The organism is Micromonospora marincola (assembly GCF_056150385.1).
Map to the genome: position 1 here is coordinate 15,006 of NZ_JAXCFT010000012.1, position 24,027 is coordinate 39,032.

At 74.3% G+C, this 24,027-nt stretch carries 27 protein-coding genes; 15 read left to right on the forward strand and 12 right to left on the reverse strand.

Annotated elements, in window-relative coordinates:
* The first annotated feature begins 19 nt into the window (after nt 1-19).
* The 3 genes from SM450_RS22520 to SM450_RS22530 all read left to right on the forward strand — a co-directional run bounded on the left by SM450_RS22520 (nt 20) and on the right by SM450_RS22530 (nt 1,613).
* Nucleotides 20-889, forward strand: coding sequence for a DUF72 domain-containing protein (locus SM450_RS22520; protein WP_474621742.1), 870 nt, complete (start codon nt 20-22; stop codon nt 887-889).
* 104 nt (nt 890-993) lie between these two features.
* A complete protein-coding gene (locus SM450_RS22525) occupies nt 994-1,179 on the forward strand; it encodes a hypothetical protein (protein ID WP_281589860.1) in 186 nt (61 codons plus the stop codon).
* A 5-nt stretch (nt 1,180-1,184) separates the two neighbouring features.
* Entirely contained in the window at nt 1,185-1,613 is a 429-nt protein-coding gene (locus SM450_RS22530; RefSeq protein ID WP_474621743.1) for a DUF2267 domain-containing protein, read from the forward strand.
* A 4-nt stretch (nt 1,614-1,617) separates the two neighbouring features.
* Here the strand turns inward: SM450_RS22530 and SM450_RS22535 are convergent, their stop codons facing one another.
* Nucleotides 1,618-2,361 carry a PIG-L deacetylase family protein gene (locus tag SM450_RS22535; protein ID WP_474621744.1) on the reverse strand — a complete coding sequence of 248 codons (744 nt, stop codon included), beginning with the start codon at nt 2,359-2,361 and terminating at the stop codon, nt 1,618-1,620.
* 189 nt (nt 2,362-2,550) lie between these two features.
* On the opposite strand from SM450_RS22535, the gene SM450_RS22540 reads away from it, so the two are divergent.
* Together SM450_RS22540 and SM450_RS22545 are read left to right on the forward strand one after the other, a co-directional pair.
* Nucleotides 2,551-2,853 (forward strand): hypothetical protein, encoded by a 303-nt coding sequence (locus tag SM450_RS22540; protein WP_091575306.1) that lies wholly within the window; start codon nt 2,551-2,553, stop codon nt 2,851-2,853.
* 9 nt (nt 2,854-2,862) lie between these two features.
* On the forward strand, nt 2,863-4,134 hold the full coding sequence (locus SM450_RS22545; RefSeq protein ID WP_474621849.1) for a cupin domain-containing protein: 1,272 nt from the start codon (nt 2,863-2,865) through the stop codon (nt 4,132-4,134).
* 112 nt (nt 4,135-4,246) lie between these two features.
* Here the strand turns inward: SM450_RS22545 and SM450_RS22550 are convergent, their stop codons facing one another.
* The 5 genes from SM450_RS22550 to SM450_RS22570 all read right to left on the reverse strand — a co-directional run bounded on the left by SM450_RS22550 (nt 4,247) and on the right by SM450_RS22570 (nt 9,295).
* Entirely contained in the window at nt 4,247-4,918 is a 672-nt protein-coding gene (locus SM450_RS22550; RefSeq protein ID WP_474621745.1) for a hypothetical protein, read from the reverse strand.
* Nucleotides 4,915-7,587 (reverse strand): FtsK/SpoIIIE domain-containing protein, encoded by a 2,673-nt coding sequence (locus SM450_RS22555; protein ID WP_474621746.1) that lies wholly within the window; start codon nt 7,585-7,587, stop codon nt 4,915-4,917. The genes SM450_RS22550 and SM450_RS22555 overlap by 4 nt, the downstream gene beginning before the upstream one ends.
* On the reverse strand, nt 7,580-8,458 hold the full coding sequence (locus SM450_RS22560; RefSeq protein ID WP_474621747.1) for a hypothetical protein: 879 nt from the start codon (nt 8,456-8,458) through the stop codon (nt 7,580-7,582). Before SM450_RS22560 ends, SM450_RS22555 begins: the two co-directional genes overlap by 8 nt.
* Before the next feature lie 9 nt (nt 8,459-8,467).
* Nucleotides 8,468-8,728, reverse strand: coding sequence for a hypothetical protein (locus SM450_RS22565; RefSeq protein WP_281589849.1), 261 nt, complete (start codon nt 8,726-8,728; stop codon nt 8,468-8,470).
* A 189-nt stretch (nt 8,729-8,917) separates the two neighbouring features.
* Nucleotides 8,918-9,295 carry a hypothetical protein gene (locus SM450_RS22570; RefSeq protein ID WP_474621748.1) on the reverse strand — a complete coding sequence of 126 codons (378 nt, stop codon included), beginning with the start codon at nt 9,293-9,295 and terminating at the stop codon, nt 8,918-8,920.
* Nucleotides 9,296-9,408: 113 nt separating this feature from the next.
* On the opposite strand from SM450_RS22570, the gene SM450_RS22575 reads away from it, so the two are divergent.
* The 3 genes from SM450_RS22575 to SM450_RS22585 are packed head-to-tail and all read left to right on the forward strand — an operon-like array spanning nt 9,409 to nt 12,527.
* Complete coding sequence (locus SM450_RS22575; protein ID WP_474621749.1) at nt 9,409-11,958, forward strand: ATP-dependent Clp protease ATP-binding subunit; 2,550 nt, start codon at nt 9,409-9,411, stop codon at nt 11,956-11,958.
* A gap of 45 nt (nt 11,959-12,003) precedes the next feature.
* The gene (locus SM450_RS22580; RefSeq protein ID WP_474621750.1) at nt 12,004-12,177 is read left to right on the forward strand and encodes a hypothetical protein; all 174 of its coding nucleotides are present in this window, start codon (nt 12,004-12,006) and stop codon (nt 12,175-12,177) included.
* A complete protein-coding gene (locus SM450_RS22585) occupies nt 12,177-12,527 on the forward strand; it encodes a DUF3140 domain-containing protein (RefSeq protein ID WP_474621751.1) in 351 nt (116 codons plus the stop codon). Before SM450_RS22580 ends, SM450_RS22585 begins: the two co-directional genes overlap by 1 nt.
* A gap of 31 nt (nt 12,528-12,558) precedes the next feature.
* Here the strand turns inward: SM450_RS22585 and SM450_RS22590 are convergent, their stop codons facing one another.
* From SM450_RS22590 to SM450_RS22600, 3 genes are read right to left on the reverse strand one after another with little or no spacing between them, the layout of a single operon-like run.
* On the reverse strand, nt 12,559-12,795 hold the full coding sequence (locus SM450_RS22590) for a hypothetical protein (RefSeq protein ID WP_474621752.1): 237 nt from the start codon (nt 12,793-12,795) through the stop codon (nt 12,559-12,561).
* 20 nt (nt 12,796-12,815) lie between these two features.
* Nucleotides 12,816-13,802, reverse strand: a complete 987-nt coding sequence (locus SM450_RS22595; protein WP_474621753.1) for a LysR family transcriptional regulator — start codon at nt 13,800-13,802, stop codon at nt 12,816-12,818.
* Nucleotides 13,803-13,851: 49 nt separating this feature from the next.
* The gene (locus SM450_RS22600; protein WP_474621754.1) at nt 13,852-14,469 is read right to left on the reverse strand and encodes a hemerythrin domain-containing protein; all 618 of its coding nucleotides are present in this window, start codon (nt 14,467-14,469) and stop codon (nt 13,852-13,854) included.
* Between the two features lie 127 nt (nt 14,470-14,596).
* Between SM450_RS22600 and SM450_RS22605 the strand changes: the two genes are divergently transcribed.
* Both SM450_RS22605 and SM450_RS22610 read left to right on the forward strand, forming a co-directional pair.
* Complete coding sequence (locus SM450_RS22605) at nt 14,597-15,916, forward strand: M20/M25/M40 family metallo-hydrolase (RefSeq protein WP_474621755.1); 1,320 nt, start codon at nt 14,597-14,599, stop codon at nt 15,914-15,916.
* 59 nt (nt 15,917-15,975) lie between these two features.
* A complete protein-coding gene (locus SM450_RS22610; protein WP_474621756.1) occupies nt 15,976-16,629 on the forward strand; it encodes a hypothetical protein in 654 nt (217 codons plus the stop codon).
* A 54-nt stretch (nt 16,630-16,683) separates the two neighbouring features.
* Here the strand turns inward: SM450_RS22610 and SM450_RS22615 are convergent, their stop codons facing one another.
* Both SM450_RS22615 and SM450_RS22620 read right to left on the reverse strand, forming a co-directional pair.
* The gene (locus SM450_RS22615; protein ID WP_107155556.1) at nt 16,684-16,875 is read right to left on the reverse strand and encodes a DUF5703 family protein; all 192 of its coding nucleotides are present in this window, start codon (nt 16,873-16,875) and stop codon (nt 16,684-16,686) included.
* 68 nt (nt 16,876-16,943) lie between these two features.
* The gene (locus SM450_RS22620; RefSeq protein WP_474621757.1) at nt 16,944-17,915 is read right to left on the reverse strand and encodes an aldo/keto reductase; all 972 of its coding nucleotides are present in this window, start codon (nt 17,913-17,915) and stop codon (nt 16,944-16,946) included.
* A 164-nt stretch (nt 17,916-18,079) separates the two neighbouring features.
* Here SM450_RS22620 and SM450_RS22625 point away from each other — a divergent pair, with 164 nt between their 5' ends.
* The gene (locus SM450_RS22625) at nt 18,080-19,132 is read left to right on the forward strand and encodes an LLM class F420-dependent oxidoreductase (RefSeq protein ID WP_474621850.1); all 1,053 of its coding nucleotides are present in this window, start codon (nt 18,080-18,082) and stop codon (nt 19,130-19,132) included.
* Nucleotides 19,129-19,965 (forward strand): undecaprenyl-diphosphate phosphatase, encoded by an 837-nt coding sequence (locus SM450_RS22630; protein WP_474621758.1) that lies wholly within the window; start codon nt 19,129-19,131, stop codon nt 19,963-19,965. The genes SM450_RS22625 and SM450_RS22630 overlap by 4 nt, the downstream gene beginning before the upstream one ends.
* Before the next feature lie 55 nt (nt 19,966-20,020).
* Here SM450_RS22630 and SM450_RS22635 read toward each other — a convergent pair whose 3' ends face one another.
* Nucleotides 20,021-20,596: a hypothetical protein gene (locus tag SM450_RS22635; protein WP_474621759.1), complete on the reverse strand. Its 576-nt coding sequence runs from the start codon at nt 20,594-20,596 to the stop codon at nt 20,021-20,023.
* Nucleotides 20,597-21,749: 1,153 nt separating this feature from the next.
* Between SM450_RS22635 and SM450_RS22640 the strand changes: the two genes are divergently transcribed.
* The 3 genes from SM450_RS22640 (at nt 21,750) to SM450_RS22650 (ending at nt 23,981) form a co-directional block, all read left to right on the forward strand.
* A complete protein-coding gene (locus tag SM450_RS22640; RefSeq protein ID WP_474621760.1) occupies nt 21,750-22,454 on the forward strand; it encodes a histidine phosphatase family protein in 705 nt (234 codons plus the stop codon).
* Between the two features lie 112 nt (nt 22,455-22,566).
* Nucleotides 22,567-23,166 carry a DUF3090 domain-containing protein gene (locus SM450_RS22645; RefSeq protein ID WP_474621761.1) on the forward strand — a complete coding sequence of 200 codons (600 nt, stop codon included), beginning with the start codon at nt 22,567-22,569 and terminating at the stop codon, nt 23,164-23,166.
* Nucleotides 23,163-23,981, forward strand: coding sequence for an SCO1664 family protein (locus SM450_RS22650; protein WP_474621762.1), 819 nt, complete (start codon nt 23,163-23,165; stop codon nt 23,979-23,981). The genes SM450_RS22645 and SM450_RS22650 overlap by 4 nt, the downstream gene beginning before the upstream one ends.
* The last annotated feature ends 46 nt before the right edge of the window (nt 23,982-24,027 follow it).

Consider the following 24,027-nt stretch of genomic DNA (forward strand, 5'->3'; position numbering starts at 1 on the left):
CCGGTCGCCGGCCGGTCCCATGGGTGAGATCAAGGTGGGCACCGCGTCGTGGACCGACCGGACCCTGCTCGACTCCGGCTGGTACCCGGCGGACGCCGACACCCCGGAGCGCCGGCTGTCCTTCTATGCCCGCCGGTTCCCGCTGGTCGAGGTGGACGCCACCTACTATTCGCCGCCGGCCGAGCGGACCGCTCGGCTGTGGGCGGACCGTACGCCACCCGGCTTCACCTTCAACGTCAAGGCGTTCAGCCTGCTGACCGGCCACCCGACCCGGGTCTCCGCGCTCTACAAGGACCTGCGACCACAGACGGAGAAGCGCACCGTCTACCCGGGCGACCTGCCGGCGCAGGCGTACGAGGAGGTCTGGACCCGGTTCCTGTCCGCCCTCGACCCGCTGGTCTCCGCCGGCCGGCTGGGCGCGCTGCTGTTCCAGTTCCCGCCCTGGTTCACCATCAAGCGGGACAACAAGCAGTACCTGCTCGAAGTGGCGCGGCGGTGCGCCCCGCTCCGCGCGGTCTTCGAGTTCCGGCACGCCTCCTGGTTCGACGGCGACAACGCCGACGAGACGCTTGAGTTCCTGCGCGGGCACGAACTGCCGCTCGTCTGCGTGGACATGCCGCAGGGCCACCGGTCGTCCGTACCGCCGGTGCTGGCCGCCACCGCGGACCTCGCGGTGGTCCGGTTCCACGGGCACAGCGACAAGTGGACAAGCAAGGACATCCACGAGAAGTTCGGCTACGACTACTCCGACCGGGAACTGCGCGCCTGGGCGCCGAAGCTGCGCGACCTGGCCGGCCAGGCCGAGCGGACGCACGTGCTGATGAACAACTGCTACCGCGACCACGCCCAGCGCAACGCCGCCACACTCATCGACCTGCTGGGGGCCTGAGCACGCCTCACCCGCACCGGGTGAGGCCGGCTCACCCGACCGCCGCGCAGCATGGGCGGTGCGCGCGGCCCGCCGGACCGCGCGCGGCGACGAGGAGGTGGGTCATGACGGTACGAGTGGTGGCGGATCGACGCCGGGGCGGCGTCCTGCACGTGGTCGGCGACACCGGTGTGCCACGCGGGCGTGCGGGGCGGCCCGGCCGCTTCAGCCCGACCCGGCTCTGGCGGGGGCCGAGCGGGCCGCCGCGACGCGCCGACGACCGACGCTGGGAGACCGACGCCCGGGGGTGAGCTAAATGGCTGAGCATCTGATGTCCGCGTTCGAGTCCTCGCTCGACAAGACGAACGTGATCCTCAAGGAGATCGAGTCGGCGTACGGCTGGCCGGCCGACCGGCGCAACCAGTCGTACGCCGCGTTGCGCACGGTGCTGCACCTGCTGCGTGACCGGATGCCGGTGGGGGAGAGCGCCGAGTTCGCCCAACAGTTGCCGGTGCTGCTGCGGGGCATCTACTTCGACGGCTGGCAGCCGGAGAACGTGCCGATCAAACTCAACCGCGACGACTTCCTCTACGAGGTCCGCCAGGGCTTCCCGTACGACACCGACGGCGGCCCGCGGCGGGTGGTGCAGGTCGTGCTGGACACGCTGCGCCGGCACGTCACCCAGGGCGAGTGGCAGGACGTGAAGGCGAACCTGCCGCGCGACCTCGGTCAGCTGATCCCCTGACCGCCTAGGCCAGGTCGATCCGGAACACCTCGAACGCGGCGCCGTATCGCACGCCGAGCCGGGCGCCGGCGGGGCGGGCCATCCCCTCGAGGAACTCCTCGGCGTCGAAACCGCCGTCGCCGAGCCCGCTGAGGTAGGCCCCGTGCGCCCGCAACGACTCCACGCCCGCCTCGAAGCTGGCCGTCACGTCCACCCCGTGCCGGGCCGCCGGCGAGCCGGCCGCCCACACCTCGCGGACCCGGGACCACGGCTGCGTGCCGTCGGTCAACTGCTCGGGGAAGATCCACCGGTTGCCGGCGTCGCGGACCGCGTCCAGGGTGGCCCGGCCGCAGGCGATGTGGTCGGCCTGGTTGAGCGCGTACTCGCCGTCCCAGGTCTCCCGGAAGTTGTTCGTGAGCACCACGTCCGGCCGGTGCCGCCGGACCATCCCGGCGATCGCCCGGCGCAGCGGCACACCGTATTCCAGCAGCCCGTCCGGGAGGCCGAGGAACTCGACGTCGGACACCCCGACCACGGCGGCGGAGGCGCGCTGTTCCTCCTCGCGCAGCGCCCGGCAGGGCTCCGGCGGCATCCCGTCGATGCCCGCCTCCCCGCTGGTGAGCAGGCAGTAGACGACCTCCTTGCCCTGCCGTGTCCAGCGGGCCACCGCGGCGGCGGCGCCGAACTCCAGGTCGTCCGGGTGCGCCACCACGGCCAGGGCCCGCTGCCAGTCCTCGGCCAGCGGCGTGAGCGGTTCGGGCTGCCCCACGTGCGTACCTCCTCGCGTGTGCCTCCCGCCATCCTGACACCGACCGGGTCGGCGCGCCGACCCGGCGCAAAGCGTCCGCGCGTGCCGGTCCGGACGTCTACGGTGTGGTTAGAGAAGATCGAATGTGGGGTACCACCCGCTGCAGACGGTCCCCGGGAACACGCGGGGCGGCACACCGAGGGAGCACCCATGGCTTTGAACGACGACGACATCCAGACCAGCGGCGGCGGCGGGCTGGAGGGTCCGGCCGACGGTGGCGCGACGCCGGGTCAGCACGACGGTGGCGCGGACGGTGGCGCGGAGGGTCCGGCCGATGGCGGTGCGACCCCGGGTCAGCACGACGGCGGCGCGGACGGTGGCGCGGAGGGTCCGGCCGATGGCGGTGCGACCCCGGGTCAGCACGACGGCGGCGCGGACGGTGGCGCGGAGGGTCCGGCCGACGGCGGCGCGACCCCCGGTCAGCACGACGGCGGCGCCGACGGCAGCGCCTGAGCGATGACCATGACGCACGTCGACCCGCCGGGTGGCCACGGCCACCCGGCGGGTCCGTTTTCCGCCGCCGCGGCGCTTGCCCGCTGCGTGGCCGTCGAGCCGGCCAAGTTCGTCGCCGACCACTGGGGCCGCGGCCCGCTGCTGTCCCGGGCCGCCGAGCTGCCCAACCCGGACGGCTTCGCCGACCTACTCAGCCCCGCCGACGCCGACGAACTGCTCAGTCGCCGCGGCCTGCGTACCCCGTTCCTGCGGGTGGCCAAGGACGGGCAGCTCGTGCCGGCGGCGCGGTACACCGGCGGTGGTGGCGCCGGCGCCGAGATCGGCGACCAGGTGCGCGACGACAAGGTGCTGGCGCTCTACGCCGACGGCGCCACGCTTGTGCTCCAGGGCCTGCACCGCACCTGGCCGGCGCTCGTCGACTTCGCCCGCGACCTGGGCGCCGCGCTGGCCCAGCCGTTGCAGGTGAACGCCTACCTGACCCCGGCCGGCAGCCAGGGTTTCGCCACCCACTACGACACCCACGACGTGTTCGTGCTCCAGGTCGACGGCCGCAAGCACTGGCGCATCCACCCGCCGGTGCTCGCCGACCCGCTGGAGCGCCAGCCCTGGGGCGGCCGGGCCGACGAGGTCGCCGCCACCGCCGACGGCCGGCCCGCGCTTGACGTGGTGCTCGAACCGGGCGACGCGCTCTACCTGCCGCGCGGCTGGCTGCACAGCGCCCAGGCGCAGGAGTCCAGCTCGCTGCACCTGACCGTGGGGATCCGGGCGCTGACGCGGTACGCGATGGTCGAGGAGCTGCTGGCCCTGGCCGCCGAGGACGCCCGGCTGCGCGCCGGCCTGCCGTTCGGCCTCGACCTGGCCGACGCCGACGCGATCGAGCCGGAACTCACCGAGACCGTCGAGGCGCTGCGCGACTGGCTGCTGCGGGCCGAACCGGCGGCGGTGGCCGCGCGGCTGCGCGACCGGGTGTGGCCGGCCGCCCGCCCGGCGCCGATCCGGCCGCTGGCCCAGGCCGAGGCGCTGGCCCGGCTGAGCCCGGACAGCCGGGTCGCGGTCCGGACCGGCCTGCGCTGGCAGCTCACGCCGACCGGCGCCGGCACGGTCGCGCTGCGCCTGGTCGACCGCACGGTCACGCTGCCCGGCACCTGCGAGGCGGCGCTGCGCGCGCTGCTGGCCGGCGAGGTCACCCGGGTCGGCGACCTGCCCGGTCTGGACGACGACGCCGACCGCCTGGTCCTGACCCGCCGCCTCCTGAAGGAAGCCGTCCTGACCCCCGCCTGACAGCCGCCGCGACCCCGGGAAGGCAAGCGGCGATCATGAAGTTGACGGCGGTGTTGATCGGCGTTGATGCCGTCAACCTCATGATCACCGGGCCGGCCCGGGTGGGGTGGGGTCAGCGGGTGTAGGTGACCACCAGGAGCAGCAGGGTGGTGGCCAGGCCGCTGGCGGCGACCAGGATCATCGGGCGCGGCGTCAGCACCGCGTGCCGGCGGTCCGCCAGCAGCCGGGCCGGCGCCAGCCCGACCAGCGGGCCGAGCAGCGTGATCACCAGCGCCAGCACGGGCAGGCCGACCGCCAGGTCACCGCCCGAGCCGGCGCCAAGCGCCCGCGCGCCGATCCCCAGCAGGTATGCCACGAGGGCGCCGCCCACCCCGCACGCGATCAGCAGCGGGTTCACCGAACCGGGCAGCTCGCCCGGCGCGCCGGTCCGCTCCAGCAGCTCCCGCACGCCGGTCAGCAGCGGCACCGGGTCACCGGCGACGTCCCGGGCCGGCCCGGGCGGGTCGCCCAACCGCCGCACGCTCATGCCCAGCCGGTCGCGGAGCTGTGCCCACAGGTGGGTGACCTCGCCGTCCACCCGGTCCACCATCCGCTGCGCCTCGGTCACCTCCGCCTCGGCCCGCCGGACCGCCTCGGCCGCCTCGGTGACCGCGCGGTCGGCGGCGGCCACCTGCTGGGCGTACCAGGTGTGCGCCTCGGACCGCTGGGCGGACACCCGGGCGGTCAGTTCGGCGAGCCGGCGGATCTGGGCGCTGTACGTCTCACGGGAGACAGGTTCGTTCATCGCGATGGACCATAAGGGATGATCACCTGCCCGGTGCGGTGCACCGCGCGGTCGAAGAAGAGACCGCGCCACGGCCGGGGATACCAGTCCGGCCCGCCGCTGCCGGGGTAGAGCGACGAGCCCAGCTCACCGCCCTGCACGTCGAGCGCCACCCAGGCGCCGATCTGGTCCGTGCGGGCTCCGGCGCCGCCCAGGTCGGCCCGCATCCGGGCCACCCCGCGCCACCAGGCCAGCACGTGGGTGCGGCGTTCCGGCCCGTCGTGCAGGATCCGGCGCAACTGCGCCAACCCGCTCCGGGTGCCGGCCCTGCCGGCAAGCGATCCGGCCGCCGCGTCCACCGCGTACAGCAGCAGGAAGTGCGGGGTACGCGGGGTGCCCGGCGCGGCCAGCCCGTCACCCACCTCGGCCATCAGCTCGGGCACCGTCTCCTCGTCGTACCAGGAGGCGTCGCCGGGCAGGTCCTCGTAGAGCGCCCGGGCGGCCGGGTCGGCGTCCGGGTCGAGGCAGGCGATGGAGAAGCGGGCGGCGCCGGGGCGGTACTGCCGGGCCAGCGAGCGGGCGGCGGCGTCGAGCACCGCGCACGCCTCGTCCACCCGGGTGCCGAGCACGGCCAGGTTCCGCCCCGGCGCCCGCGGCAGCCGCAGCGCCGCCGAGCGGGACTGCACGTCGATGATCTCCCCGAGCAACGCCACCGGGTTGCGCGGCACGCCCTGCTCGGGGGTGCCCAGGGCGCGGAAGTCCGGCGCCTCGGCCAGTTGGGGGATCGCGTCGCCGTCGAAGAGCCGGGCCGGCGCGGCGTCCTGCGGGCGCATCCGCCACAGCCGGTGCTGCAACTCGCTCCACGTCTCCCAGTCGCTCGCGGACGGGATGCGGGCGACCTCGTTCCCCTCGGTCAGGCCCGACTCGGCGTTGACCACCGCGTGGTGGCGGGGCAGCGACTGCGCGGCGTCGTTGCGTTCGGCCAGGATGCGCAGCGCCTTCGGCAGCGCGATGCGCAGGGTGAACTGGGCGACCAGGGCGGGCCGGCCCCAGAGCGCCTCGATGCCCCGCACGTCCTGGGAGGCGAGCACCAGGTGGATGCCCTGCGACCGGCCCCGCCGGGCCAGGTCCTCCAGCAGGTCGGCGGCCTCCCGGGCGACCACGTCCCGGCCGGCGAGCAGCGCCTGGAACTCGTCGACCACCGCGACGATCCGTGGCCAGTGCCCGGTCGGATCGACCGCGCGCAGCTCGGCCAGCTTGGTGACCTCGTGTTTCTTCGCCGCGTCGGCCCGCCGGCGCAGTTCCTCGGCGAGGAACCGGAGCAGGGCCAGGCCGAACTCCCGGTCGGTGTTGACGTTGATCCCGACCAGCCGCATGTGCGGCAGCCAGCTCGGGTCGCGCCGGCCCTTCGCGAACCGGGCGAAGGACACCCCCTCCTTGAAGTCGAGCAGATAGAACTCCAGCTCGGCGGGGGAGTAGCGGGCGGCGAGCGCGCCGATCCAGGCGAAGATCAGGTTGGTCTTGCCGGTGCCGGACGGGCCGCCGATCAGCGCGTGCGGCGGGTAGTCGCCGAGCGTGAGCAGCACCGGCCGCCCGTGCGGGCCCTCGCCGATCGGGGCGCTGAGCCCGTGCGCCGAGTCCTCCCGCCAGTATTCGTCCGGCGCGGGCAGCAGGTCGGTGAAGGGCGTCGGCGGCGGTCCGGCGTTGACCCGGGAGGCGAGCGTGCGGCAGGTCTCGGTGACCAGGGCGGGTGGCGGCGGGTCGTCGAGCACCACCGGCAACCCGGCGATCCGGGCGTCATCCGGGTCGACCACGATCCGGGTGACGGTCCGGTCGTCGGGCAGGTCGATGCCCCGAACCAGCAGGTGCACCCCGCAGGCGGCACCGGTGCGCACCACCCGGTCGAGCTGGCCCCGCTCGTGCCGGGACAACTCGTCGCCGCCGAGCAGCACCGCCACCCGCCAGGGCTCGGGTCGGCGGCCGGTGGTGGCGGCCAGCTCACGCAGCGAGCCGTACTCGCCGGCCAGCACCGTGGCGTTGATCCGGCGGATCTGCTCCACCAGGTCGTCCAGGAGCCGGCCCAGGCCACCCGGGCCGACGAACGTGAGCAGGCCGGCGGTGCCGAGCGGCGCGAACCCGGCCAGCCCGCCGCCCAGGTGCTCCGGGTCGTACCCGAACAGCCGGACCCCGCCCGGGTCGGCCCGGCCGACGGAACGCAGCAGCAGCGCCGGCACCACCGCGGCGAGGCCGTCCCGGTCGCTGCCGGCCAGGTGCGCGTGCCCGGCGTCGAGCAGCGGGACCAGCGCCGGCACCGGCGCGGCGCCGGGGATGCGTACCGTGCCGATCCGGACCGCGCCCGGCGGCTCGCCCCGCCCGGCGGGGGCGGCCTGCCAGTGGTCCCACGGCGCGGACGCCGCGCCCGGCGCCTCCCGCCGCGCGGCGACGGCGGCGCGGCCGGCCAGCTCGGCCAGCCGGGCGGTGTGCCGGGCGTCGATCTCGGCGAGCCGCCGGTCGCGCGCCGCGCCGACCCGCTCCGGCACCGCGGCGGCGGCGCGGCGGGTACGGTCCAGCCGCTCCCGGCCGGCGGCCAGCTCGGCGTCGGCGGCGGCGAGCCGGGTACGGGTGGCGCCCAGGGCGTCGGAGAGCATCCCCCGGACCCGCGTCACCAGTTGGGCGCGGACGTCAGCCACGCGACGGCTCCCGTTCCTCGGTGTCCTTTGGCAGGTCCCGGCCGAGCCGTTGCAGGAGCACGCCGGTGACCACCCCGGCGGTGACCGCCGGGTCGGCGGCGTGCGGCTGTTCCTGCCCGTCGTCGCGGCGCGGCGGTGGCATCCGGCAGACCCGGGTGAGCAGCGTGTCGAGCACCGGCGGTGGCAGGCCGGGCAGCAGGTCGCGGACCCGCCCGTCCAGCTCGCGGCGCAGCCGGGTCAGGTCGTCCGCGCGGGGCGGATGGCCGAGCAGCTCCCCGGCCAGGTCGCGCAGCATCGGCGGGGCGATCGCGGCCAGGCCGAGCCCGACATCGGCGTGGGCCCGGCGCAGCTCGCGGTGCAGCCGGTCCCGGTCGCCGGAGCGGATGCCGACGACCACCCGGCGCAGCAGCTCCCGGGAGTCCTCGACCCGCTCGTCGGGCTCGTCGGGGGCGCCCTCCCGACCGCCGGTCAGCTCGGCCACCCGGACCGCCCACCACCGTTTCACCGCCGGCTGCTCGTCCGGCCCGGCGTCCGGGCCCGGCGCGGGCGGCGCCTCGCCGCGCGGCCTGTCGTGCCGGGGCCGTCGCTCGCCCGGTGGCGCGCCCGGCGCGCCGTCGGGGGACAGCCCGATCGCGGCCAGGTACGCGGTGAGCTGCTCCTGCGCCACGCGCAGCGCGTAGCCGGTCGTCTCGGCGTGCTCGATGGAGGCGGACAGCTCCGGCACGCCCATCGGGTCGGCCGACTCCTGGCGGACCCAGCGCAGCCGCTCCTGCGCCTGGCCGAGCTTCTCCAGCGCGGCGGCGAGCTGCGCCAGCGGCAGTTCCTCGGCGGCGGCGCGGACCTGCGCGCCGATGTCCTCGACGATGGACACGGCCGGCCCTCAGAGCGTCGAGACGTAGAGCTGGGCCTGCTCGACCGCCACGAGCGTCGCCGCGAGGCAGTCCTCCAACCCCTGGCTGGCCTGTGTCAGCGAGGACTGGGCCGCCTCGACGGTCTCGTGGCCGCTGCCCTCCAGTGCGCCGGCCAGGGTCTGCTGCGCCTCGGCCAGCTTCTCGCCGGCCGCCTGCACCGCTGTCTGCCCGTCACCTATCTGCTGGAGAGCGACATCGATGGCGGCCTTCAGCTCGGCGACGCTCGCCACAGGGACCTCCAGGGGGCAGGGGAGATCTCCATTACAACCCATCCCACCGGATGGGCGAACATCCGCCCTCGCGCCGTTCCTGCCCGCGTGTCCGATTCCGCCCCTGAGCAGCGCGAAGACCGCGCCGGAGCGGGTCCACCGGTCCCGCCGGCGGACGCTCCGGTCCCGGCCACGGGACGGTGCGCCGGCTCAGCGGCCCAACCAGCGCGGGCCGCGCACCTCCGCGCCGAGCGCGGTCACCCGGGCGCGCAGCTCCCGGTCGGCGGTCACCACCACCCGGCGCCGGTCCGGCGCGGCGGCGACCAACTCGACCACGGTGTCGTCGCCGGACCCGGAGGCGGACACCACGTCGACCCCGGGCGACGCCGCCACGTGCCGGGCCGCGCCCTCCACCACCAGCACCACCTGCACCGGCGGCGGCAGCTCCGGCGGCACCCCGGCGTCGGCGAGCGGCGCCAGGGCGTCGCGCAGCCGCACCGCCGCGCCGGCCCGGTCGCGCCACCAGCCGTCCGGCCGGGAACCCACCACGTTCGCGCCGTCGACGACAAGCAGCGGCCTGCTCTCCATGCCCCCAGCCTGCCATCCGGTCGCGTTTGTCACGCACCCCGCCGGGTAGCCACCGCCGACCGTGCCGTGTCGTGTCGCGTCCCGGTCGTGCCGACCGACTGCGGAGGACGAAGATGATGGGACCCGGTGACTTCGGCAACGACCCGTGGGACGAGTTCCTGGCCCGCTACTTCGGCCGGGGCGAGGGGGGCCGCCGGCCGGCCCACCGGGTCGACATCACCCGCCTGATGACCGCCGACGCCCGGGAGATGCTCGCCGACGCCGCCCGGCGGGCCGCCCAGAAACACAGCACCGACCTGGACACCGACCACCTGCTCTGGGCGGCGTTGCAGCGCGCGCCGCTGCGGGACCTGGTCCGCCGCGCCGGCGCCGACCCGGACGCGCTCGTGAACGCGCTCGGCGGGCGGGCCGAGGGCGCGCCCGGCGGCGAGGTGCCACCGAACCTGTCGCTCACCCCGGCCGCCAAGCGGGCGCTGCTCGACGCCCACCAGCTCTCCCGGGCCATGGGCGCCAACTACATCGGCCCCGAGCACATCCTGATGGCGTTGCCGCTGAACCCCGAGTCGCCCGCCGGCCGGATGCTCGCCGCCGGCCGGATCCAGCCGGAGTCGTTGCAGGCGGCAAGCGCCGAGCGCGGCGCGGCGAACGGCCCGCGCCCGGACCGCGGCACCCCCACCCTGGACCAGTACGGGCAGGACCTGACCGAGCTGGCCCGGATGGACCAGATCGACCCGGTGATCGGGCGGGCGGACGAGATCGAGCAGGCGGTGGAGATCCTGTCCCGGCGGACCAAGAACAACCCGGTGCTGATCGGGGAGGCAGGCGTCGGCAAGACCGCCATCGTGGAAGGGCTGGCGGAGCGGATCTGCGACGGCGACGTGCCGCAGACACTGATCGGCAAGCGGGTCATCCAGCTCGACCTGTCCGGCCTGGTGGCCGGGACCCGCTACCGGGGCGACTTCGAGGAACGCCTGAAGAAGGTGATCGACGAGATCCGGGCCCACCGCGACGAGCTGATCATCTTCCTGGACGAGATCCACACCCTGGTCGGCGCCGGCGGCGCCGGCAGCGAGGGCGGGATGGACGCGTCGAACATGCTCAAGCCGGCGCTCGCGCGCGGCGAGCTGCGGGTGATCGGCGCGACCACGCTCGACGAGTACCGGCGCAGCATCGAGAAGGACGCCGCCCTGGCCCGCCGGTTCCAGCCGGTGCTGGTGCCCGAGCCGAGCGTCGAGGACACCGTCGCCATCCTGCGCGGCCTGCGCGACCGCTACGAGGCGCACCACCAGGTCCGGTTCACCGACGAGGCGCTCGTCGCCGCCGTCGAGCTCGCCGACCGGTACGTCACCGACCGGTTCCTGCCGGACAAGGCGATCGACCTGATCGACCAGGCCGGCGCCCGGGTCCGGTTGCGCACCCGCACCCCCGCCTCCGACGTGCGCGACCTGGAGCAGCAACTCGACGAGGTGCGCCGGGACAAGGAGCAGGCGGTCTCCGACGAGCAGTACGAACGGGCCTCCGCGCTGCGCGACAAGCTCGCCGAGCTGGAGGACCAGATCCGCCGCGCCCGCGGCGACGAGGGCTCCAGCCAGGTGCCCGAGGTCGGGCCGAAGGAGATCGCCGAGGTGGTGTCCCGGGCCACCGGGATCCCGGTCACCCAGCTCACCGAGGAGGAACGCGACCGCCTGCTGCGCCTGGAGGGGCACCTGCACGAGCGGGTGATCGGGCAGGACGACGCGGTCGGCGCCGTCTCCGAGGCGGTACGCCGCTCGCGTACCGGCCTGGCCGACCCGAACCGGCCGATGGGTAGCTTCCTGTTCCTCGGCCCCACCGGCGTCGGCAAGACCGAGCTGGCCCGTGCGCTCGCCGAGGCGCTCTTCGGCGAGGCCGACCGGATGGTCCGGGTGGACATGAGCGAGTTCCAGGAGCGGCACACCGTCAGCCGCCTGGTCGGCGCCCCGCCCGGCTACGTCGGCTACGAGGAGGCCGGCCAGCTCACCGAGGCGGTCCGCCGCCGCCCGTACGCGGTGGTGCTGCTGGACGAGATCGAGAAGGCGCACCCCGATGTGTTCAACATCCTGCTCCAGGTGCTCGACGACGGCCGGCTCACCGACAGCCAGGGCCGGACGGTGAACTTCAAGAACACCGTCCTGATCATGACCAGCAACCTCGGCTCGGAACTCATCACCGGCACCCAGCGTACGGTCGGTTTCGCCACCGGCGATCCGGGTGAGCAGGAGTCCACCGAGCTGCGGGAACGGTTGATGCGCCGGTTGCAGGAGAACTTCCGCCCGGAGTTCCTCAACCGGATCGACGAGGTCATCATCTTCCAGCGGCTGGAGGCCGAGCAACTGCGCCAGATCACCGGCCTGCTGCTGGAGGAGACCCGCCGCCGGCTGCACGCCCAGGACATCCAGGTCGAGGTCAGCACCGCCGGCGTGGACTGGCTCGCCGAACACGGCTACCAGCCGGAGTTCGGCGCCCGGCCGCTGCGCCGGGTGATCCAGCGTGAGCTGGACAACCGGCTGTCCCGGATGCTGCTGGAGAACGAGATCTCGCCGGGCCAGAAGGTCACCGTGGACGCCCGCGACGACCAGCTCGTCTTCGACGTGTCCGCAGGCGAGCGCGGCTATTCGGCCGCCACCACGTCCCACCCCCGATGACCCGACACCGGGGGCCTGCCGGCAGGTGAGGATCGGAGGGCGGACATGACCGAACCCGACGAGGCCCGGGAGGACGCCGCGGCCGGCGAACCGATCGAGGTCGCGCCGACGGCCAACCCGTCCCGGGTGCGGGTGCCGGCGGAGGGCCTGACCCCGCGGACACCGACGAGCGAGGGCGAACCGGAGCCGTCCGGGCCGCCACCGGAGGAGGAGGCGTGATGGCACGCGAGGCACGACTCGACCCCGAGGTCGAGGTGATCTGGGACGACTTCCACGCCGAGGTGAACGTGCCCTCCGAGCAGTTGCGACAGTGGCTGCTCACCCGCGGGTCGGGGGAGGAGGCATTCGGTCCGGACCCGGACCTCGACCTGCCCGAGCCGGGCCGGCAGATCCTCGCCGTGCTGCGCAAACGCAAGGTCGACCTCACGCCGGAGGACATCGAGGTGATGCGCGACGCGATCACCCGGATCCAGGAGCTCAGCGCCGAGCGGCCGGACCGGGGCAACGCCGACGACGAGTGGCGGCACGCGCTGCTCGACCTCGGCCACGACGTGCTTGTCGAGCGCTGAGCCGGCGGCCCGGGCGGCCACGCCGCCCGGGCTACTCGGACTCCACGCTTGGCAGTCGCAGGCCGGCGGCGTCGGCCGCGGCCTGCCGGTCCGCCCGGGCCCGCTCCTCGCGGCTGAGCAGGTTGGCGTACTCGGTCACGTCCGCCGGGTCCGGCACCTCCGGCAACCGGCGCAGGAACGCCTCCACGTCGGCGGCGGCGGTGGTGTGCGCGGAGGCCGCCCGACGCAGCAGCTCCCGCTCGTCGGCGGCGGGATACAGATCAGTCATGTCGTCGGTGATACCCGTGTTCAGGCGGTTCGCACCCCGTCCGCGCCGCGCGCCTGCGCCCCGAAGTCCGGATGGGCCAGCAGCCAGGCCAGATAGTCCGGGTGGTGGGCCAGCGCGTCGGTGTACGCGGCCACCGCCGTCCGGAGCACCGGCTCCGCCACCGCCGCCGCCGGCGCCTCCGGATGCCAGCCGAACAACAGCCGCCAGCGCAGCGGCGCGCCGGCCAGCCGGCGGGTGACAAGCCCCGCCACCGGGCGGAACGTGGCCTGGCACAGGGCCACCGCGGCGCCCGCGTCCACCAGGTCCAGGGCGGCCCGCACGTCCGTCTCGTAGACCTTCCGGGGGGTGAAGCCGGCGCGTGCGCAGGTGGCGGCGAAGCAGTCGCCGAAGCAACCGTCGCCCGGCGCGGCCACCCACTGCTCCCGCCGCAGGTCCACCAGGTCGATCTCGTCCCGCCCGGCCAGCGGGTGGGTCTGCGGCAGCAGCACGAGGACCGGGTCGACGGCCACCTCCCGCCAGCTCAACCCGAACACCGGCGACGGCGCGGCGTCGCCGCACACGCCGGCCAGGGCGAAGTCGAGCCGGCCGCCGGCCACCATCTGCGCCAGCTCGTCCACCGACCAGGACGCGTACGTGGTGATCTGCGCGTCCGGGCGCTCCGCGGCGAGCCGGTGCACGAGCCGGCCCAGGATCGGGCTGTTCACCCCACCGAACCGGTAGCGGCGCAGCGGGTCGCCCGCGCCGGCCATCCGGGCCGCCTCGTCCTGGAGGCCCTTCATCGCCGGCAGCAGCACCCGGGCCCGGTCCAGCACCAGCTCGCCCAGCGCGGTGGGCCGGGCGCCCCGGCGGTCCCGCTCGAACAGCGGCCCGCCGAGGACCCGCTCGATCCGCTGGAGCTGGGCGGTCAGCGCCGGCTGGGCCAGGCCGAGCAGGGAAGCCGCCTTGGTGACGCTGCCCGTCTCGGCGATCGCGCACACCACCCGCAGGTGTCGCAGCTCCAGATTCATACCGTGACGGTAGGACCACGAACGGGTGTCCGGGAAGGGGTGGATCGGCTCAGGCGTCCCGGCGATGCTCCAGGTCCGCCAGGCGGGTACGCCGCCCGGTGACCGCATCGCGCACCTTGTCCAGCACTCCCACCGCCGGCTCGACGATCTTGTTCCAGGGCGGCCGGGCCGGCGTGCCCGGATGCGGCCTGGTGGGCGCCGCCTCCTCGGCGATCTCCCACCGGTTGCCCAGCCGGATCAGCTCCGCGTCGCTTGCCACCTCCCGCAGCGGGGTGACGAGCGCGGCGACCCGGCCCACGTGCCGGCGTACCCGCTCGGTCACGTCCGCGACCGCGGCGTCGTCCGAACCGGACAGTCCCTTCAGCGCGGCGAGCAGGGCGGCATCCGCCTCGATCTCGCGCGTGACAAGCTCGCCGCTCTCCGGCACCGCGGCGCGGGCGGCGGGGAACAGGTACTGCTCCTCGGCCGAGAGGTGCCGGGACACGGCGGCGGTGAGCACGTCGAGCACCCGGCGGCGGCCGGCCGGGTCCAGCCCCGGCTCGGTCACCCGGTCGGCCAGGTCGAGCAGGGTGCGGTGCTCGGCGTCCACCAGGTCGGCCATGCTCCGCCCACCCGGCCGGTAGGCGTCGTCGGCGGCGGGTGGCAGCGGCGGCAGGGGGACGGTCACGGTGCCCTCCTCGTGGTGGCCGGCACGGTTGCCGGATCGATGTTCGGCGTTACCCGCCCGCGCGCCTCGCGAAACCGGTCCGCACCGCGCCCACCGTCGCGACCCGTCCGGCTGGTATAAGGAAGCGATGACGACCTCCTCCCCGCCCCAGCCCGCCGACGAGGTCGTGGACCTCTGCCGGGACCTGCTGCGCATCGACACCACGAACACCGGGGACAACGACACGAGCGTGGGGGAGCGGCGCGCCGCGGAGTACGTCGCGGAGAAACTCGCCGAGGTCGGCGTCGACGCCGAGATCCACGAGTCGGCGCCGGGCCGGGCCAACCTGGTGGCCCGGATCCCGGGCCGCGAGCCGGGCCGGGACGCGCTGCTGGTGCACGGTCATCTCGACGTGGTCCCCGCCGACCCCGACGAGTGGTCGGCGCACCCGTTCTCCGGCGAGATCCGCGACGGCTACCTGTGGGGCCGCGGCGCGATCGACATGAAGGACTTCGACGCCATGGTGCTGGCCGTGGTCCGCGACTGGCAGCGCACCGGCGTCCGGCCCCGCCGCGACGTGGTGCTCGCCTTCACCGCCGACGAGGAGGCCGGCAGCGACTACGGCGCGCACTTCCTGGCCCAGCGCCACCGCGGGCTCTTCGACGGATGCACCGAGGCGATCGGCGAGGTGGGCGGCTTCTCCTACTCCGTCGACGAGTCCCGCCGGCTCTACCTGATCGAGACCGCCGAGAAGGGCATCGACTGGTTGCGCCTGCACGCCCGGGGGCGGCCCGGCCACGGGTCGATGGTGCACGACGACAACGCCGTGACCGCGCTCGCCGAGGCGGTCGCCCGGATCGGCCGGCACCGGTTCCCCGTGGTGATGACCGACACCGTGCGCGCGTTCCTGGCCGAGGTCGGCGACGTGCTCGGCATCGAGATCGACCCGGACGACCCGGAGACCGCGATCGCCAAGCTCGGCCCGATCGCCAACATCATCGGCGCCACCGTCCGCAACACCGCCAACCCGACCCGGTTGGCCGCCGGCTACAAGGACAACGTCATCCCCGGCCGGGCCACCGCCACCATCGACTGCCGCAGCCTGCCCGGGCAGAGCGAGGAGCTGGAGCGGCAGCTCCGGGAGCTGGTCGGGCCGGACATCGCCATCGAGTACGTCCAGCGCCAGCCGGCCCTGGAGACCACGTTCGACGGCGACCTGGTGGCACAGATGTCCGCCGCGCTGCGCGCCGAGGACCCGGGCGCGCACCCGGTGCCGTACATGCTGTCCGGTGGCACCGACGCCAAGGCGTTCTCCGCGCTCGGCATCCGCTGCTTCGGCTTCGCGCCGCTGCGGCTGCCCGCCGACCTCAATTTCTCCGGCCTGTTCCACGGCATCGACGAGCGGGTCCCGCTGGACGGACTACAGTTCGGCGTGCGGGTTCTCGACCGCTTCCTCCGCAACTGCTGACCGCGCCCGCCGCGGCGCCGCCCGCGCGGACCTCCCCCATCGCGAAGGGACTGCCTCACATGACCGACCAGCACGGTGAGCTGGACGCCGCCCTCGAACAGGTGATCGACGCGGCCCGCGCCCATCTGGCCGCCGTCCGGGCGGCACAGGGCCGGATCGACGACGATGCCGTGTGGCAGGCGTACGTCGCCTTGAACAACGCCTCCTTCGCCTACGACGAGCGGCTGCTCGACGCGTTCGGCGAGGTGACACCCTGGGACGTGGAGTCGATCGACCCGGACGAGGCCGACGAGCGTTTCGGCGCGGTCGAGGGCGGCGAGCCCACCGACCCGCACCCGCGGGTGATCTCGGTGCGGCAGCGGCGCGACTACCGGGTGCCGAGCGTCGCGGCCCTGCTCCGGGTCGCCGAGGTGGCCCGCCGGGAGGGCACCCCGGAGGACGACGAGCCGGCACCGGTGGAGGGGGTCGGCGAGGCGGTGCTGGAACTGCTGCAGAGCGGTGACGGCTCGCTGTCCGCGCTCGACGTGCCCGAGCTGGAGCCGCTCGACGGCGTGGTCATGGTCAGCGAGGTCGGCACCCCGGTCGACCTGGAGTCGTTCGACGACGACGACCCGGTCGGCCCGTTCCAGCCGGCCGTCGACGACCGGCTGGTCGGCCGCCTCGACGAGCACCCGTTCCTGGACCTCGACGAGGAGCACGACCACGCCCACTAGGCCGTGACCGTCCCGGGGCCGCACCGCGCGGCGCGGCCCCGGGACGGACCGGCGTCAGTACGACAGGCCCGGCTGCGGCTTGTTCACCACGCGGCGGCGCAGCATCACCTGCCGCGTGCCGTCCCGGTAGAGCCGCACCCGGGCCAGCTCCCACCCGGAGAACTCCGCCTGGATCGCCAGTTGCGCCGCGGCGGTCAACCGATCGACATTCGAGGGCAACCGCAGCGGCGCGTATTCGTAGTCCATGTCCCCTATGCTGCCCAGCTCGCGGGCCCTCCGCCACCCCCGGCGGTGACCCGGATCGCTCCGGCGGGTCAGCCGTCGCGCTCGGGGTAGCCGACCGGCACCGCGGAGACGTCGTCGAGCGCGGTGACGATCTCATCCGGCAACGTCATCCGCTCCACCTGGAGCGCGCCGAGGAGCTGCCCGACGGTGCGGGCGCCGAGGATCGGCGCGGTGACGCCGGGTCGGTCCCGGACCCAGGCCAACGCCACCTCCGTCGGCGACACGCCGAGCCCGCCGGCGGCGATGGCCACCGCCTCCACGATGCTCGAGCAGCGGGGCTCCAGGTAGGTGGCCACGAAGCGCTCGAAGTGCGGCGACACCGCCCGGGAGTCCGCCGGCCGGCCGTTGCGGTACTTGCCGGTCAGCACCCCCCGGCCCAGCGGCGACCAGGGCAGCACGCCCAGCCCCATCCCGGCGCAGGCCGGCAGCACCTCACGCTCGATGCCGCGCTCCAGCAGCGAATACTCCACCTGGGCGGCGACCACCGGGGCGCGCCCCGGCCAGGCGGCCTGCCAGGCGGCGGCCCGGGCGGTCTGCCAGCCGGAGAAGTTCGACACGCCGACATAGCGGGCCTTCCCGCTGGACACGGCGTGGTCCAAAGCCGAGAGCGTCTCCTCCAGGGGCGTGTCCGGGTCGTACCCGTGCACCTGCCAGAGGTCGACGTGGTCGGTGCCGAGCCGGCGCAGCGAGGCGTCGAGCGTGCGCAGCAGGTGCCCGCGCGAGCCGTCCCGGCGCCGGCCGCTGCCCGGCCGCAGCCCCGCCTTGGTGGCGATGAGCATCTCGTCGCGGTCGACCAGGCTGCCCAGCAGGGAGCCGATCACCGCCTCGGCGTCGCCGTCGGCGTACACGTCGGCGGTGTCGACGAGGTTGCCGCCCGCGTCGAGGTAGCTCTTGAGCTGGGCCGCCGCGTCGTCGGCGTCGGTGTCCCGTCCCCAGGTCATGGTGCCGAGCGCGAGCCGCGAAACCGCCAGCCCGCTTCGGCCGAGCGGTCGCTGTTGCATGCGTGAACCTTATTTCGAACCTGGTGTCACGGGATATCCTCGCCGCAGTCAACTTCCCGCGCGACCGCAGAGCGGTGTGACGTGTTCGGGCGAGCCGGTGGTCGGTGGCGTCACCGGCATTGCGTAACCTGATGCGACCTGTGGTGCGGACGGTGGGAGGACCATTGCGACTCGGGCTCAGCCTCGGATACCAGACGGCGTGGAGCACGCCTGCGGACCACCTGGCGCTCGCCCAGGAGGCGGACCGGCTCGGCTACTCGGTGGTGTGGGCCGCGGAGGCCTACGGCTCCGACTCGCCGAGCATGCTGGCCTGGATGGCCGGGCAGACGGAGCGGATCGACGTCGGCGCCGCGGTCATGCAGATCCCCGCCCGCACCCCGGCGATGACCGCGATGACGGCCGCGACCATCGACACCCTCTCCGGCGGCCGGTTCCGGCTCGGCCTCGGCGTCTCCGGCCCCCAGGTCTCCGAGGGCTGGCACGGCGTCCGGTTCGCCAAGCCGTTGGCCCGCACCCGGGAGTACGTCGACATCGTCAAGCTGGCGGTCGCCCGCAAGGAGGTCGCGTACGACGGCGAGCACTACACGCTGCCGCTGCCGGGCGGCCCGGGCAAGGCGTTGCGGCTGGGCTTCCGTCCGCCGCGCGAGCACATCCCGATCTACCTGGCCGCGGTCGGCCCGAAGAACCTGGAGCTGGCCGGCGAGATCGCCGACGGCTGGTTGGCCGTCTTCTACGCCCCGGAGTTCGCCGAGGAGCAGCTCGCCTCGGTCCGGGCCGGGCGGGCGCGGGCCGGCCGGGAGCTGGCCGGCTTCGACGTGGTCCCGTCGGTGCCGGTGGTGGTCGGTGACGACGTCGCCACCTGCGCCGAGCTGGTCCGCTGGTACGCCGCGCTCTACGTCGGCGGGATGGGCAGCCGCGAGCAGAACTTCTACAACCAGCTCGCCATCCGGATGGGCTACGGCGACGCGGCCCGCGAGGTGCAGGATCACTACCTGGCGAAGCGGCAGCGTGCCGCGGCGGCGGCGGTGCCGATGGAGTTCATCGACCGCACCTCGCTGCTCGGCCCGAAGGAGCGCATCGCCGAGCGGATGCGGGAGTACGCCGCCGCGGGCGTGACCACGCTGTCGGTGACGCTGTTCGTGGCCGACCGGGACAGCGGCGTGCAGACGCTGCGCACCGTCGCCGAGGCCCTCGACCTGTCCGGGGTCGGCGAGTGACCTGGGTCGAGGCCATCGTCCTGGGCATCGTCCAGGGGCTGACGGAGTTCCTGCCGGTGTCGTCGTCGGGGCACCTGCGGATCACCTCGGCCATCTTCTTCGGCCGGGACGCGGGCGCGTCGTTCACCGCGGTGACCCAGCTCGGCACCGAGGCCGCCGTGCTCATCTACTTCTTCAAGGACATCTGGCGGATCGTCCGGACCTGGTGCCTCGGCCTGGTCGACCGCTCGGTGCGCTCCAGCCTCGACTACCGGATGGGCTGGTACGTCATCGTCGGCACCATCCCGATCGGGATCCTGGGGCTGCTCTTCAAGGACCAGATCCGCACCGCCGGCCGGAACCTCTACCTGATCTCCTTCACGCTGATCTTCTTCGCCCTCGTGCTCGCGTTCGCCGAATACTGGGGGCGGCAGACCCGCACGTTGGAGAACTTCCGGATGCGTGACGGCGTGGCGATGGGTCTGGGCCAGGCCATGGCGCTGATCCCGGGCGTCTCCCGCTCGGGCGGCACGCTCACCGTCGGCCTGTTCCTCAACCTCACCCGGGAGACCGCGGCGCGGTACTCGTTCCTGCTGGCGATCCCCGCCGTGGTGATCTCCGGCGTGTTCAGCCTGCCGGACGTCTTCGAGCCGTCCGCGCCGGGCACCGCCGCGCCGAGCGTGGCGCAGATGGTGGTCGCCACCGCGATCGCCTTCGCCATCGGGTACGCGGCCATCGCCTGGCTGCTGCGCTACGTCGCGCACCACACGCTGTACCTGTTCGTGATCTACCGGGTGGCGCTCGGCACGCTTGTGCTCTGCCTGCTGCTCACCGGCACCATCAGCGCCACCTGACGTTCCGCGGCACGCCGAAGGCCGGCACCCGCCCGGGGTGCCGGCCTTCGTGGTGTCAGCTGTTCCAGTGCTGGCCGACGAGGTCGGCGGCCTGCTGCTCCCACTGCGCGTACGCGTCCGGGTAGGCGCTGACCTGGACGGTCTGCGCGGCGGCGGTCAGCGGCATGTCCTGCCAGCCGTCGACCTGCTTCAGGCCCTTGAGGAACGCCAGGGTGGAGTATTCGGGGTCGGTGATCTGCTCCGGCGTGCCCCAACCACTGGACGGGCGCTGCTGGAACAGGCCCAGCGAGTCGTGGTCGTTGCGGTCGCCGAGGTGGCCCAGGTTCGTAAGCTTCGACTCCTGCAGGCTGGTGGCGATGGAGATGACCGCGGCCCGCTCGGGCAGGCCGGCCTTCTTCGTCGCCGCGATGATCGCCTTCGCGTTCGCGGTCTGCTCGTCGGTCAGGTCGATCCGGGACTGGGCGCCCTGCACGCCGTGCGGGACGAGCGCGGCGGGGTCGGCCTGCGCGGTGACGGCGACCTCGCGGGCGGTGGGGCTGGTGTCGTGGTGGTTGAGCGGACCCGCGGCGAGGCCACCGGCGACGGTCAGTCCGGCGATGCCGAGGATGCTCTTGCGCAGCATGGTGTTCATGGCGGTAGCTCCATTCGGGGGTCGACACACGCGCCCAAGGGGATTCGGCGTCGTGTGCAAGCACCGTCAGGCGCTCATCAGGTTCGGGGGATCCGACCGGCCACGGGGCGGGGGCCTCGTCGTGGCGGCGGAACCATGTGCAACGACCGGCGACCCGCCGTCATTCCGGCGTCCCGGCAGGCCATTTCCGCTGCTCAGCCGTGCACCCGATATAACGCCCCCGCCCGCCGACCCATTCCCCGGGGGACACCCCCGAACTCCCTAAAACCGAACATAACCCCCAAAAACCCCACCCCTCGCCCGCGCCCCCGACTGACCACCATCCCGCCGCACGGCCTCCTCCACAAACCGCAGCCCGGCCCCCCGGCCCTCAGCCCCGGGCGTCCGGCCCCCAGCCCGGCCCCCAGCCCGGCCCCCGGCCCCGACGTCCGCCCCGGCCCCCGGCTCCGGCCCCCGGCTCCGGCCCCCGGCTCCGGCGTCCGGCTCCGGCGTCCGGCTCCGGCGTCCGGCTTCGGCGTCCGGCTTCGGGTGATCATGAGGTTGGCGGCGGCGGGTTGTCTGGTTTGTCGCCGCCAACCTCATGATCACCCGCACCCCGGCCCTCGGGTGCTGGCGGAGGTGCCCGCCCAGCGTGATCAAGGGGTTCGCGTCGGGTTTGACCACGACTACGCCAAGCCCCTTGATCAGGCGCGCGATCCCGCTCAACCGTCAGCCGGCCTGCCGCCGCCAACCTCACGATCACCCGCCTGCCCCTGAGGGTGGGTGGGCCGAGGCCGGCTCTCGTCGATCTTGGAGTTGGGGTGCCAGAGAATGTCGATTTTGACGTGATATCGGAGGTGCCATAACTCCAAGATCGACGTGACCATCGGAGGTCTTGGCGGGACACGGCCCCAGGAGGGGGCCGGGCTGCGGGGCTCTTTGGCTTGCGGCGTGTGAGAAGGCTGTGGAGAACGTGACGAATTGCCGCACGCGGTTGCGCGGGTGCACACCTCGGCCGGACCGGCGTGCTGAACCCGGCGGTGAAGACCGTCCGCCTTGTCGCGCCCACGGAATGGCAACCGGTCTTCGGGTCAACGGAGCGGAAGGGCGTGCCGTTCGGCGCCTGTGGTGGTGGGACGGGGTGCGGGGGGTGGGCACGGCCTAGGGTGGGGGCGTGGCGACCCTTCTGCTTCTGCGACACGGCCGGACCACCGCTAACGCCGACGGCGGACTGGCCGGCCGGCAACCGGTCGAGCTGGACGACACCGGGCGGGCCCAGGCCACCGCGGTCGGTGCGCGCCTCGCCGGGCTGCCGCTCGCGGCGGTGGTGACCAGTCCGCTGATCCGCTGCCGGCAGACCCTGGAGCTGGCGCTGCCCGGAGCCGAGCCGGTGGTCGAGGACGGGTTGATCGAGTGCGGCTACGGCACCTGGGAGGGGCAGGCGCTGAAGAAGCTGGCCAAGGAGCCGCTCTGGCCGGTGGTCCAACAGCACCCGAGCGCCGCGGCCTTCCCGGAGGGGGAGTCGATGGCGGGGATGTCGGCGCGGGCGGTCGCGGCGGTACGGGCGTGGGACGCGCGGGTCACCGCCGAGCACGGGCCCGAGGCGGTCTGGTTGGCGTGCAGCCACGGTGACGTGATCAAGGCCATCGTGGCGGACGCGCTCGGCGTACACCTGGATCTTTTTCAGCGGATCGTGGCCGACCCGGCGTCGGTGACGGCGATCCGCTACACGTCGCTGCGACCGTTCCTGGTCCGGCTCAACGACACCGGCGGCGACCTGTCGGCGCTGGTCCCGCCGCCGGGCAAGCGTCGCCGGCGGGCGGCCCGGGGCACCGAGTCGGACGCCGCGGTGGGTGGTGGCGCGGGGACGGCCCGGTGAGCCGGGCCGTCGCGACCGCTGGCGGCGGGTGCGGCGGGGCGCGTTGCGCTCTGGGCGGATTCGGCGTCGGTGGGCTGCGCGGTGCTTCCGCGCGCCGGATAGGGTCGTGGGTATGACGCACCAGGTGCACGCCTTCGAGCCGCCGGAGCGGTTCGTCGCCGGAACGGTCGGCCCGCCGGGGGAGCGCACGTTCTTCCTCCAGGCGCGTGGCGGCGGCCGGCTGGTCAGCGTCGCGCTGGAGAAGGTCCAGGTGTCGCTGCTCGCCGAGAAGCTTGAGGAGCTGCTCGCCGAGGCGCAACGCCGGTTCGGGGTGAAACTGCCGGAGGCCGCGCCTGTGGTGCTCGGCGACAACGAGCCGCTCGACACCCCGGTCGACGAGGAGTTCCGGGTCGGCACGCTGGGCCTGGCCTTCGACGTGGACACCGCCACCGTGGTGATCGAGGCGATCGCCGTCGGCGAGGCGGAGGTCGAGGTCGAGCTGGGCGACGCGGACGACGACGTCGAGGTCGAGGTCGAGGTCGACGAGGAGCCGGACGAGCCGGACGAGGACCTCGACCGGCTCCGGGTGCGGCTGACGCCCGAGGCGACCCGCGAGTTCATCGAACGCGCCAAGCGGGTGGTAAACGCCGGCCGGCCGCCCTGCCCGCTCTGTGGTCAGCCGCTCGACCCGGCCGGCCACCTCTGCCCCCGGCACAACGGCTATCACCGGTGACGTCGTCGGAGTTGCAGCCCCGACAGGACGGCGCCGAGGCGCTGCGGCTGCTCGCCGACGGTGAGCTGACCCTGGAGGGGCGGCTCGTCGACGCCTCCAACACCACGCTTCGCGGTGTCATCACCCTCGGCGAGGTCAGCGCGCACTGCGTCTACAAGCCGGTGCGTGGCGAGCGCCCGCTCTGGGACTTCCCGGACGGCACGCTCGCCGGCCGGGAGGTCGCCGCCTATCTCGTCTCCCGGGCCACCGGGTGGGACCTGGTGCCGCCGACCGTGCTGCGCGACGGCCCGTTCGGTCCCGGCTCCTGCCAGCTCTGGATCGACGAGCCGGCCGACGCCGAGCCGCTCGTCGGCTTCGTGCCGGCCGAGTCGGTGCCGCCGCGCTGGTTCCCGATCGCCGCGGCGCGCGACGACGACGGCGCGGCCTACGCGCTGGCGCACGCGGACGACCCGCGGCTCGCCCGGCTCGCCGTTCTCGACGCCGTGATCAACAACGCCGACCGCAAGGGCGGGCACGTGCTCGTCGGCGCGGACGACCGCATCTACGGCGTGGACCACGGCGTCAGTTTCCACGTCGAGGAGAAGCTGCGTACGGTGCTGTGGGGCTGGGCCGGGCGCCTGCTCCCACCGGACGCGGTGGAGGTGCTCGACGGCCTGGTCGGCCTTCTCCGCGGCGCGCTCGGCGAGGAATTGGCCGACCATCTCACCATCGGCGAGGTCGCCGCGGTGGCGGCGCGGGTGGAGCGGCTGCGCGACACCGGCCGGTTCCCGCTGCCCCCGGAGGAGTGGCCGGCCATGCCCTGGCCGCCGATGTGAACCGCTGTCGCGTTGATCACCCGTGGGGCGGCACCCGCGTGTCTGA